Genomic DNA, 12,104 nt, shown 5'->3' with positions numbered 1-12,104 from the left:
GAAATACTCTATGAAATAATTTTATTGGTTTCTGCGATGATCGCTTTGCGAAGCGCATCAGATACGCTAACCAGAGGCAGACGTACATGGTCGCTGCAGATGTCTAAGTACTTTAAAGCAGCTTTTGCACCTGCAGGGTTTCCCTCATTAAACATCAATCTTGTAAATTCAATTAAGCTTAAATGTAAAGGCTGCGCAGCAGCGAAATCTCCCTTCAAAGCCAGCCTGATCATATCAGATAATTGTTTTGGTAACGCATTTCCAATTACCGAGATTACACCCACTGCACCTAGTGAAATCATAGGTAAAGCAACCGGGTCATCTCCTGAGATCAAGAGAAAATCGGCAGGTTTATCCCGCATGATCTGATTAAACTGGTCAAAGTTGCCAGAGGCTTCTTTTGTTCCAATGATATTTTTAAAATCAGAAGCTAACCTGCACGTGGTTTCAGGACTCACGTTACTGGCTGTTCTTCCAGGTACATTGTATAAAAAAACCGGCATGGCACTACTTTCACTAATGGCCTTATAGTGTTGATATATGCCTTCTTGAGTTGGTTTATTGTAATAAGGACTCGCTGACAGTATGGCGTCGTAGCCATTGATTTCGAATGTCTTTATGCTTTTACTAACTTCTGCTGTGTCATTGCCGCCAATACCGGCTATAAGCGGCAGGCGACCATTGTTAACTTCTGCAGTAAATTCCCAGATCTTCTTCTTCTCTTCCTTACTTAAAGTAGAAGCCTCTCCAGTAGTACCTAAGGATACCAGGTATTCAACTTTTCCGTCAATCTGGTAGTTGATCAGGTTTTTTAACCCGATATAATCTACCGTTCCATCTGCATTAAAAGGTGTAACCAATGCTACACCGGTTCCGTGAAATTTATTCATCTTTTATGTTACTTCAATAGCTCTAATAAATCGTCCTGTGAAATCAGGGGCACATTTAATTTTTTTGCCTTCTCTAACTTTGAAGGACCCATATTGTCTCCGGCAACGAGGTAGTTTAGTTTCGCAGAAATCCCGCTTAATATCTTCCCGCCGTTGCTTTCTATGAGTTCTTTTAACTCCTCCCGGCTATAGTCTTCAAAAACGCCTGAAATTACGAATGTTTTTCCAGTTAATTTATCACTTTGCAAGGTAATTTCATTTTCTATGGCTTCAAATTGTAAACCCTGTGATTTTAAGCGTTCTATCTGCTCCAAGTGATCTGCTTTACTAAAGTATTCTATGATACTTTCAGCGATCTTTAGTCCGATTTCATCAATGCTGATCAGATCTTCTATCGAAGCGGTGGTCAGTGTGTCAATGTTTTTAACGCCAAAAGCCAGTTTTCTGGCAACAGTTTCACCTACATATCTGATACCCAATCCAAACAATACTTTTTCAAAAGGCATTTGTTTAGACTGTTCAATGCCCTTAAGCATATTATCAATGGAGCGCTCACCAAAGCGTTCCAATACTTTTAATGCTGCTGCTTTTTCGTGTAACGTATAGAGGTCACTAATGTGGCTAACTAAGCCATGCTGGAAAAACGTTTCGATGGTTTCATCTCCAAGTCCGTCAATATTCATCGCCTTTCTGCTGATGAAATGTTGAATTTTACCCACAATTTGTGGTGGACAGGCTTCATCGTTCGGGCAATAGAATGCCACTTCACCTGCTTTTCTGATCAAAGGTGTTCCACATTCAGGACAAATAACCGGATAGATTACCGGGATGGCATCAGCTTGTCGTTTTTCCAGGTTAACATTGATGATCTTAGGAATGATCTCACCACCTTTTTCTACAAAAACACTATCGCCTTCATGCAGGTCCAGCCGCTCAATTTCATTGGCGTTGTGTAGGGTAGCCCTTTTTACTGTGGTACCTGCCAGTTGTACCGGTTTCAGATTGGCAACTGGTGTTACCGCCCCGGTACGGCCAACCTGATAGGTTACTTTTTCTAAAATGGTTTCCACTTCCTGTGCTTTGTATTTGTAGGAAATGGCCCAACGCGGTGATTTTGCTGTAAAGCCAAGTTCTTGTTGCTGTGCATAGCTATTCACCTTGATGACGATACCGTCAATGTCGTATGACAGTTTAAAACGTGCTTCTTCCCAGTATTTAATGAAAGACAATACATCATCAATATGATTGGTTAATTTGGTATGCTCACAAACATGAAAACCCCATTCTTTTAAAGTCTGCAGACTTTCCCAATGGGTCTTGAAGTAGTTTTTATCTGTATTTAGTGAATATAAAAAGCAGTCCAGGGGGCGTTTTGCTACTTCTTTGGAATCCTGCATTTTGATAGTTCCCGCAGCAAAGTTACGTGGGTTGGCATATTGCACTTCTCCAAGTTCCTCACGTTCTTTATTTAATCTTTCAAATGCCGCACGGTGCATGAAAATCTCTCCGCGAATTTCGAAGAGTGGTGGTACATCTTTATTTTTCAACTGGTGCGGGATGCTGTGAATCGTTTTTACATTGCTGGTCACGTCATCACCTTTTGTACCATCCCCCCTGGTCACAGCCCGTACCAGTTTTGATCCATCGTAGGTCAGACTGATGGAAAGACCGTCAAATTTCAATTCACAAACGTATTCAAAGTCTTCACCAATGGCTTTTTTTACCCTGTCATCAAAGTCGCGTAAATCTTGTTCATTATAGGTATTACCCAGTGACAACATCGGCCATTTGTGCGCCAGGGTAACAAAGTTCTTCATAACCTCACCACCAACTTTTTGAGTAGGGGAATTGGGATCCGCAAATTCCGGGTGCTGTAGCTCCAGTTGCTGTAGTTCTTCCAGCTTTTGGTCAAATGTATAATCGGCAATGGTGGGCATGGCCAATACATAATAATTATAACTGTGCTGGTTAAGCTCCTTAACCAAAGCATCCATTTTATCTTTTACATCGGATCTTGACATAAATGCGAAGATACAAATTAGCCGGTGTAGCCAATTCAGATTTAATTAAAATTTTAAGATTTTACAGATTGCAGGTCACCTTCAATTTCGTCAAAAATAGATAAATAACCATCTTTGATGCTGTTTTTGAAAATTTCCAGCTTTGCGGTGATGGAACTCAGTTGATCGTCTGTAAAGGGTAAATCCCATAAGCGCATGCAAATTCTATTGAGTGCGTAAGTGATATTTTCAATTTTTCTGTAGCTGAACAGGTATCTGCTGGAGATAAAATTGTTGAGGAATTTGAAAAATACAGTGGTGTCGGCTAGGCCGGCATGCTGCAAGAATTGATCCAGCGTCTGTTTATCAGATTTTACCAACTGATCATAGAACGTGTTGATGTTTACAATGCCCCCAATGGTAAGCAAATGGTCCAGGATAAGTTCTAATCCAATGTGGGCCAGAAAAAAAGGTTTTACCGGGCTTCCTTCCAATGCAGGTAAGAGCATTTGTTTCAGCTGATGAGTCTGCAACTGGAAAAATGCTGAAGAGTGAAAAAGCCGGTCAACTTCCACGTGTTTTTGCCATCCCCTTAGGAGTGCGCGTTGATTGACATCAGTCTGGAAAAGATCCGGCGTTTTTTGTGGATATAAATTACAATCTTTCTGTGCGTTCTTGATGAAATCTGGCAAAACTACACCCATGACCATATTCGGATCCATCGTCGTGCTTTCAAAGTAAAAATGGGAAAGAAAGTTCATCGGACTAAAAGTAGCGATTTTTATACAATAACTCAGTTTTGAACGGTATGAATTTAAGGATAACACAGCTTTTCCTATATTTGCCACAAAAGCATATAATAATGACCAATTTCGTTGAAGAGTTACGCTGGAGAGGCATGTTACAGGATATGATGCCTGGTACTGAAGAAAAACTAAATGAAGGTATGACTGCCGGATATATCGGCTTTGATCCAACTGCTGATTCCCTGCATGTAGGGCATTTAACGCAGATTATGACATTGATCCATTTTCAACGTGCCGGACATAAACCTTATGCTTTGGTAGGTGGAGCAACCGGAATGGTTGGAGATCCTTCAGGTAAGTCAGACGAGCGGAACCTGCAGACAGAAGCCATGGTTGAACATAATCTGGCTGGAATGAAGAAGCAGTTGTCCAAGTTTCTCAAATTTGAAGAAGCAGGTAACGGTGCTGTAATGGTCAACAATAACGATTGGTTTAAAGATATGAACCTGTTTACATTCATCAGAGATGTGGGTAAGCACATTACTGTGAATTACATGATGGCCAAAGACAGTGTAAAGAGGCGTTTGGAGGGAGATTCAGGATTGTCCTTTACCGAATTTTGTTACCAGTTGATTCAGGGCTTTGACTTTTATTACCTTTGGAAACACCACAACTGCCTGGTACAGATGGGTGGTTCTGATCAATGGGGAAATATTGTAACAGGTACTGAACTGATCAGGCGTAAAGATGCGGGTACTGCATTTGCAATTACCACGCAGTTGATTAAGAAAGCTGACGGTACCAAGTTTGGTAAAACGGAAAGTGGTGCGGTATGGTTAGATCCAGAAAAAACTTCGCCTTATAAATTTTACCAGTTCTGGCTAAATGCTTCAGACGACGATACCAAAAAATGGATCAGGATCTTTACGCTGAAAAGTCAGGAAGAAATAGAAGCCCTTGAGACAGAACATAATGCTGCACCGCATTTGCGGATTTTACAGAAGTCTTTAGCTGAAGATATCACCGTGAGGACGCATTCTGCTGATGCTCTGGAAACGGCCATTAAAACCTCTGAGTTTTTGTTTGGCAATGGTGCGCTTGACTTCTTTGCAACCTTAAACGACACTCAGGTATTGGAAATTTTTGAAGGTGTTCCACAATTTCCTATTGCTAAATCTGACCTGGAACAAGGTTTGGATGCTGCCACTTTACTTGCTGAAAAGACCGCCGTATTTCCTTCTAAAGGTGAAGCTAAAAAAACAATCCAGGGTGGGGGCGTTTCTTTGAATAAAGAAAAAATAAAAGAAGCTGGATCTGTATTTAATACGGAAAACCTGCTCAACGATAAATACATTATTGTACAAAAAGGGAAAAAAAATTATTTCCTTTTAATTGCAGAATAATGGTGCGATCGCCATCCTGAATTTATTTCAGGATCTCTTGGATTGTCAAGGGATGCTGAAATAAATTCAGGACGATTATTGTACAAGCAGGTTGCAACCTCTGATATCGGCATTGTCGAACCTGCCCAGTACTTCAAACGAACCGTCTGGAAAGATCCTTCCGAGATCCTGGGTAGCTATGAATGCGCAAGAATTTACATTGGCCAGGTCAATGACATTGATGCCTCCTGTTTTGTTATTCGCAGGCGGACTTAAGGGGTCATTGGTGTCACGCAGACTAACCTTCATCCAGGCCGGGCAATTAAAGATGCCAAGTCCTAACGAATAAGCCTGTGAAAGCAATTCAGTCATGCCATATTCGCTATGGATTGCAGGGACACCAAATCCTTTTTGCAGGATTTCATGAAGTTCTTCGCGAACCATTTCTTTCCTCTTGCCTTTCATTCCACCGGTTTCCATCACCACCAGCTCCGGAAAATCAATTGGATATTTTTCGATAAAATCCAACAAAGCATAGGTTACGCCAATGAGAATGGTTTGCTGTCCCTGTGATTTTAACTGCATCAGTTTATGATACAATTCATCGTGATTGTGCAAAAAATAACCACTGTCTGGGTGTTGACTGTCTCTGATTAGCGCATCTACCATATAAATCAAGGAAGATCCTTCACGCGCTGAATAAGAAGGTAGCAGTGCCAGAAAGCAGGTCCCTTTTACAGAACCATAAAATTGCTCAAAAGCAAGGTTGAAACTCTGATCGTATAAACTAAGGTCCGTAACCAGATGTTTGCTTTGAGACATACCTGTCGTTCCCGAGCTGCTAAATGTAATTTCAATGGCAGCATCTACATTGCTTAGTATCGGATGTGTTTTAAAAAAGCCGATGGGCAGATAAGGGATTTGATCGACAGCATGAATTTCTGAAGGCGATATCTTTAAGTGAGAAATGTAATCCCGGTAAACCTGGCAATTTTTAGCCTGGTGCCTGAATACTTCCAGACTGATCTTTTCAAAGTCCTCCGGTGTGCTAATCGAAAATATCTGTTTGCTTAAATTGGTCACAGGGCAAAAATACGGAACAATATTTAATTAAGACGTGGCTTTTTTGACCAAAACGGCCTTTCTGAAATGATATCCGCAAAATCCGGATACGGCCGCAACAAAACCGCCCATAATAGCGCTTAAGGCTAATATCAGTCCCCAGGCTTTTACGCCAAACATCTCTGCAACACGGGTTGCCAGGATATGGTGGTTCGGATAGCTTTTAAAAAGTGCCATACCGGTCCAAAGCAATAAAATGGCAAAGAATGGCGACCATAAAGCTATTTTTCCGGTTTTTCCAATTAATCCGCAAACTGCGAAGGAAACAATAACAATAACCCACCAGGGTAAAATAAGTTGTAATAAAAAAGAGGCTATTAGGATAACGATAAAGACCATATGGCTATTTTTTTGATATTTTTAGTTCAGAAATTATTTTCGCAGCAGTGTCAGTTTCCGATTTCATGAAAAACAAGTCATACAGTTTTCCGTTTGCCCAGGTATCAATCATATTGTCGTAAAAAGGGCTTCCCGGATTGCCGGACTGACCGCCGGGGTAAACCCCATGACCTTTAGGCGTTTTGCCAAGTTCAACTACCATTCTCCAGGAAGGTCCATTGCTTTCGCTTAAAGCATCAATGGTTGATTTGCTGCCTCCAATCATCAGTGTTTTAGATCCGAAACCCGGTATCTTGGCCAAATGAGGGACATTGCTGTGTTTTAAATTCGCCCATTCCCATGATTTGCCTATGGGCCCGTATTTTCTTTCCAGACTGTCGCAGCTGTATTTAAAAGCTTCGTTAACCAGATCTGTCAGGGTTTCTTTAGCAGGCGTATTGACGTTGTCAAACCATTTTGAATTGGGCTCCTGGGTAATCAACTGCACCGTACGATCCCGGGAAGGGTAACGCATGGGAATACCTGCAATCGTAAAGTCATCATCCCAAATGTTAAACAGCAGTCGTTTCGTCCAAATGTCAAATACACTGGCCGCTATAGCATTGGCATCATAAAACCTGTTCCATTTGCTAACCATTGTCAGCGATTCTTTTTGCGTTGCATTCAGCTTGCTGTTGTCTACCAGGGGTAGTATCGCAGGTAATATATTTTGTGCAAAAATACTGTAGGTGTCCATTTGCATGTTCCTGATGCTATCCGCAGTAGCCTTGGTCATGCTTGTCAGGCGGTCATTGATCCTTTTTCCGCGTTCATATGGGCTAAACTCCCAATTGATGTAATAAGGATAGGTTTGATCGGTAGAGGATTGATTGGCCGAACTGACGAAGTTCCTGGCTGGGTTTTTAACCGTGGGGTTCTGGTCTGCCGGAATCCAGCCTTGCCAGTCGTTCTTAGGATCGGAGCCATCCAGTATAAATTTACCCTGGTCTTTCCATTTTAAAGGAAATTTACCGTTCGCAGTTATGGCAATATCATTATCTGCAGAAGCAAAAATGAAATTTTGCGCCGGTGCCGTATAATAGGAGAGGGCCTTCCGGTAATCTGCATAATTTTTACCCCTGTTGAGGAGATAGAACGTTTTTAACTCGTTTGATTTTTCATGGGCAATCCACCTTAAGGCATTGCCAACAGGAACATTATTTGCTTTGGAGAAATTTGTTGCCTTTTGCAGGTATACAACCGGTCCATGATGGGTATACACCACGGTATCAATGACTGTTGAAGCGCCGCGGATCACTATTTTTTCCAGCCTTGTACTTGTATTTTTCCATTGATTGTTGTACCAGTAACTTTTGTGACTGTCGTCTTTAAATTTAACCTGGTAAAAGTCCAGTACATCAGCTGCAACATTGGTTACACCCCAGGCAATCTGCTGATTAAACCCGATGATAATTCCCGGCGCTCCCGGCAGCGATACACCATAGGCGTTTAAACCTGGCGCATGTAATTGGATCTGGTACCAGATTGAAGGTAAGGATAAATCAAGGTGAGGGTCATTGGCCAGGATCGGAAAGCCGGAAGCCGTTTTTGCACCAGATAATGCCCAGTTGTTACTGCCAATGCCTTCTTCCTTTTGTTTGGTCTGGATGTCACCGGTAATGATTTCGCTGGCCGAGGCAGGAGCTTCAGGTATTGGTAATGGCTTAAAGTCCCATTTTGTACCTACCGGGATAATCGGGTCTTCTTTAAATGGATAATCAGGGAAAAGATTTTTGACTACCTCGGTGCCGAAGTGTTTCCTGATATTGGTCATGTAGAATTCATCAGAACCCATAGCCAGGACCGCCGACATCTGTTTGAGCAATAAAGCACATTTTATAGGTGTCCAGTCCTCTGGTTTAAAATCCAGTATTTTATATTCAACCGGATATTTAGATCTAGATAAAGAATGGATATAAGCATTGATGCCGGCGGTGTAAGCCAGGATCATTTCTTTGGAATGCGGATCAGCCATCATCCCTTCCAATGAATTTTCAGCGCCAAAAACCATTCCCATTCTTCGTTGGTATTTATCAAGTTCGATGGCTTTTTTTCCGACTACCTCCGACAGTCTCCCTGCAGCATACCGGGTCTGAAAGTCCATTTGCCACAAGCGATGCATGGCGGTAACATAGCCTTGTGCGTAATATACGTCATGATCATTTTGTGCAAAAATGTGTGGTATCATACGGTCATCAAAGGCAATATTTACATCCTTTAAGGTGCCTTTTAAAACCAGTTTTGTTTTAGCATTTATGGAAAAAGGTTCTGCATTTTGCCAAAATCCGGTAAAGGGATTCAGGAATTTTAACAGTGGAGGAGTGTCGCCAAATTTTGTATTGAAAGCAAATGCCAGCGATATGGGGATGATAATGCAAATGAGGGCTTTTATTTTATTCATTGTATATCACTTAAATATAAGGTGCTGTGAATTTTAACATAGCACGATTTAATATGGCAATTTAACATAAAACTTCATTGAAAAGTAATGAATGGCAGATTTTAACTTCTAAATGTTAAAGAAGATTAAATTTTTTTATGTCAAAAAAAGTATTAAGTTTATGTTTAATTCTATAACCAAATGTAACTATATATGAAGAGAATTTCTACCAAAGCGATTTTTACACTTCTTGTGCTGTTTTTTGCGGTTTTTATGGCGAAGGCACAAAGTGTGACAGTTAATGGATTCGTATCGGACAAATTAACTAAACAACCTATGCCTGGCGTTGGCGTCACCGTAAAAGGCACTACCAGTGGAACTTCCAGTGATGCCAATGGGAAATTCTCTTTCAGCACAACCCATAAAGCACCCTTTACTTTAGTGATATCCTTTCTGGGCTATACTTCAGTAGAACGTACAATTACTGGAAATACCAATGGTATCAATATCGAACTCGAATCAACCTCTATATTAGGGCAGGAAGTTGTGGTATCGGCTTCCAGAACACCGGAGCGAATTCTGGAGTCACCTGTATCTGTAGAACGCATGGGTGCTTCAGCAATTAAAGAAATTTCTGCCCCTTCATTTTACGATGCACTGAACAACATGAAGGGCGTAGAAATCAGTACCCAGAGTTTGACATTTAAATCCATCAATACCAGGGGCTTTAATTCTAATGGCAACACCCGTTTTAACCAATTTGTAGATGGAATGGACAACCAGGCACCGGGATTGAATTTTTCGGTAGGTAACATCATTGGACTTTCGGATCTTGATGTAGATCATGTAGAGTTGTTGCCTGGCGCATCTTCCGCACTTTATGGTGCAGGCGGGATTAGTGGAACGATGTTGATGACCTCAAAAAGTCCATTTGACTATCAGGGAGCCAGTTTTTCTTTTAAAACAGGTATCAATCATTTGAATGACGAAAATACCGGAAATCAGGAGTTTAAGCAACTGGAAGTACGCATGGCCAAAGCCTGGAACAATAAGTTTGCAATAAAAGGAACTTTTTCATTTTTGCAGGCTAAAGACTGGCAGGCTGATAACTATAGTAATTTTGATCGGGCAAGTCGTAGTTTTAAAGCTGGTAGCCGTACCACAGATCCCAATTATGACGGCGTAAACGTATATGGTGACGAAGTTAATGCCAATATTTTACTGGTGGGCTCGCAAATACGTTCCAATTTCGCTACAGCACAACCTGCTGCTTATGGCGCATTTAATTCACTGGTCAGCAATCCCGGATTAACCAGTTACAGTGCAGTATTGAACCAGATCAACACAAATCCTTTATTTGCGAGTTTAAGGCCGGCAATGTCGCAGCTAAGTCCGTTTCTTGCTTTAATGTATGGTTTGCAAAAGGGCGGTATAACCAGTCAGGCCGTATCAAGAACAGGATACAATGAAAGCAATTTAGTTGATTATGATACGCAGTCATTAAAGGCCTCAGGGTCGATACACTATAAGCTTACGCCTACTATTGAAGCTATAGGGCATGCTGCTTGGGGAACGGGAACCTCTGTTTACACGGGTTCAGATCGCTATTCTTTACGGAATTTTAGCATTGGACAATTTAAATTAGAATTAAAAGGAGAGGACTTCTTTCTACGGGGATACACCACTCAGGAACGTTCAGGTGATTCTTACATCTCCTCTATACTTGGCTCATTTATCAATGAAGCTTATAGTCCGAGCACACTGCCGGGAGCAGATGCTTTAAATGGCTGGTTTGCTAAATATACGATGGCTTATTCTGGTGCACTTGCTGGTGGACAGGATAGCCAGGCGGCTCATAATGCGGCCAGAAGCTTTGCCGATCAGGGTCGGTTTATGCCAGGTACCCCGCAATTCGAAACCGCGAAAAGTAATATTATTAACAATACAATTTCTTCCGGACAAGGCGCAAAATTCAATGATAAAACCAATCTTTATCACTATGAAGGATTATACAACTTTTCGAATGCCTTAAATAATGTATTGGAATTGCAGGTTGGAGGTTCTTATCGCATTTATCAATTGCGTTCAGGCGGAACCATTTTTAATGACCTGACGGATAAAATAGACATCAACGAATATGGCGCATTTGCACAAGTGGCGAAAAAGCTGTTCAACGATAAATTTAAATTGTCTTTATCAGGCAGGTACGACAAAAGTACCAATTTTGATGGTCGCTTTACACCCAGGATTTCTGGTGTGCTTACTGTTGCTCCCAACAATAACATCCGTGTATCTTACCAAACAGGTTATCGCAACCCAACCACTCAAAATCAATATATAGACTTATCGGTTGCCGGTGGCCGCCAGCGCTTGATTGGTGGTTTGCCTGAAATGCTGAATAAATACGGCATGCTTACAGATAAGAAACCGTATACCGATGCAAGTTATCGGGCATATGATGCCTCACTGGCAACAGGAACACCCAATCCGGCATTGCTAAAAGTTTATGAATTTGACCCGAGGGGTATCCGGCCGGAAAGTGTGCAGTCTTATGAGATTGGTTATAAAGGTTTGTTAGGCCCTAATTTCTTAATCGATGCTTATGGTTATTACAACCAGTATAAAGATTTCATTACCGCTGTAGAAGTTTATCAGGCCCAGGGTACAGCTTATCCCTTTCCTAAATTTGGTGTGCCGGTAAACGCTAAGGGAAAAGTCACTTCTTATGGAGGGGCTTTGGGAATTGATTATTTATTGGGTAAAAATTATAACCTGAGTGGAAACGTTTCTTATAACCAGATTGGTGATCTTCCAGATGATTATATCAATGATTTCAACACACCTAAAATTCGTTATAACCTTGGACTGGGTAATAAAGAGATTGTTAAAAACTTTGGATTTAACGTGAATTACCGTTGGCAAGGAAAGTTTTACTGGAATAGTTCTTTCGTTTCCGGAGAGGTTCCTGAATTCGGCACAGTTGATGCGCAGGTGAATTTTAAAATGCCATCGGTAAATTCTGTAATCAAAATAGGCGGTTCAAATATCCTTAACAAGTATTACATCACTTCTTATGGTAACCCTGCGGTGGGGGCGCTTTATTATGTAGCGTATACTTTTAATCCTTAGTAAATACCTTGTTGCGTTATGGAAAGCTCTGGCTACATTGCCAGGGCTTTTTTTTCGCGGTAACTTTATCTTGCAAA

General features: G+C 41.2%; 8 protein-coding genes. 2 read left to right on the top strand and 6 right to left on the bottom strand.

Going from position 1 to position 12,104, the window contains the following annotated elements; all coding sequences use genetic code 11:
- Positions 1 to 8: 8 nt before the first annotated feature.
- From dapA to IM797_RS22625, 3 genes are read right to left on the bottom strand one after another with little or no spacing between them, the layout of a single operon-like run.
- Positions 9 to 890: a 4-hydroxy-tetrahydrodipicolinate synthase gene (gene dapA, locus IM797_RS22635; RefSeq protein ID WP_194129474.1), complete on the bottom strand. Its 882-nt coding sequence runs from the start codon at positions 888 to 890 to the stop codon at positions 9 to 11.
- Between the two features lie 8 nt (positions 891 to 898).
- Positions 899 to 2,911: an NAD-dependent DNA ligase LigA gene (ligA, locus tag IM797_RS22630; RefSeq protein ID WP_194129473.1), complete on the bottom strand. Its 2,013-nt coding sequence runs from the start codon at positions 2,909 to 2,911 to the stop codon at positions 899 to 901.
- Positions 2,912 to 2,964: 53 nt separating this feature from the next.
- A complete protein-coding gene (locus tag IM797_RS22625; protein ID WP_194129472.1) occupies positions 2,965 to 3,651 on the bottom strand; it encodes a hypothetical protein in 687 nt (228 codons plus the stop codon).
- A gap of 101 nt (positions 3,652 to 3,752) precedes the next feature.
- On the opposite strand from IM797_RS22625, the gene tyrS reads away from it, so the two are divergent.
- Positions 3,753 to 5,039 carry a tyrosine--tRNA ligase gene (gene tyrS, locus IM797_RS22620; RefSeq protein ID WP_194129471.1) on the top strand — a complete coding sequence of 429 codons (1,287 nt, stop codon included), beginning with the start codon at positions 3,753 to 3,755 and terminating at the stop codon, positions 5,037 to 5,039.
- 75 nt (positions 5,040 to 5,114) lie between these two features.
- Here the strand turns inward: tyrS and IM797_RS22615 are convergent, their stop codons facing one another.
- From IM797_RS22615 to IM797_RS22605, 3 genes are read right to left on the bottom strand one after another with little or no spacing between them, the layout of a single operon-like run.
- The gene (locus IM797_RS22615; protein WP_194129470.1) at positions 5,115 to 6,101 is read right to left on the bottom strand and encodes an acyl transferase; all 987 of its coding nucleotides are present in this window, start codon (positions 6,099 to 6,101) and stop codon (positions 5,115 to 5,117) included.
- Positions 6,102 to 6,128: 27 nt separating this feature from the next.
- Complete coding sequence (locus IM797_RS22610) at positions 6,129 to 6,479, bottom strand: hypothetical protein (RefSeq protein ID WP_194129469.1); 351 nt, start codon at positions 6,477 to 6,479, stop codon at positions 6,129 to 6,131.
- Positions 6,480 to 6,483: 4 nt separating this feature from the next.
- The gene (locus IM797_RS22605; protein WP_194129468.1) at positions 6,484 to 8,919 is read right to left on the bottom strand and encodes a penicillin acylase family protein; all 2,436 of its coding nucleotides are present in this window, start codon (positions 8,917 to 8,919) and stop codon (positions 6,484 to 6,486) included.
- Positions 8,920 to 9,111: 192 nt separating this feature from the next.
- Between IM797_RS22605 and IM797_RS22600 the strand changes: the two genes are divergently transcribed.
- Positions 9,112 to 12,027 (top strand): TonB-dependent receptor, encoded by a 2,916-nt coding sequence (locus tag IM797_RS22600; protein WP_194129467.1) that lies wholly within the window; start codon positions 9,112 to 9,114, stop codon positions 12,025 to 12,027.
- The last annotated feature ends 77 nt before the right edge of the window (positions 12,028 to 12,104 follow it).

The sequence above is a fragment of the Pedobacter sp. MC2016-24 genome, assembly GCF_015223055.1.
Classification (GTDB): Bacteria; Bacteroidota; Bacteroidia; order Sphingobacteriales; family Sphingobacteriaceae; genus Pedobacter.
Note: the sequence above shows the minus strand (reverse complement) of the source record. Positions and strands in the feature narration are given on the sequence as shown.

What these genes read in the sequence shown, in the direction of transcription:
- dapA (WP_194129474.1), bottom strand. Translation starts at nt 890, where the DNA reads ATGAATAAATTTCACGGAACCGGTGTAGCATTGGTTACACCTTTTAAT.
- ligA (WP_194129473.1), bottom strand. Translation starts at nt 2,911, where the DNA reads ATGTCAAGATCCGATGTAAAAGATAAAATGGATGCTTTGGTTAAGGAG.
- IM797_RS22625 (WP_194129472.1), bottom strand. Translation starts at nt 3,651, where the DNA reads ATGAACTTTCTTTCCCATTTTTACTTTGAAAGCACGACGATGGATCCG.
- tyrS (WP_194129471.1), top strand. Translation starts at nt 3,753, where the DNA reads ATGACCAATTTCGTTGAAGAGTTACGCTGGAGAGGCATGTTACAGGAT.
- IM797_RS22610 (WP_194129469.1), bottom strand. Translation starts at nt 6,479, where the DNA reads ATGGTCTTTATCGTTATCCTAATAGCCTCTTTTTTATTACAACTTATT.
- IM797_RS22605 (WP_194129468.1), bottom strand. Translation starts at nt 8,919, where the DNA reads ATGAATAAAATAAAAGCCCTCATTTGCATTATCATCCCCATATCGCTG.
- IM797_RS22600 (WP_194129467.1), top strand. Translation starts at nt 9,112, where the DNA reads ATGAAGAGAATTTCTACCAAAGCGATTTTTACACTTCTTGTGCTGTTT.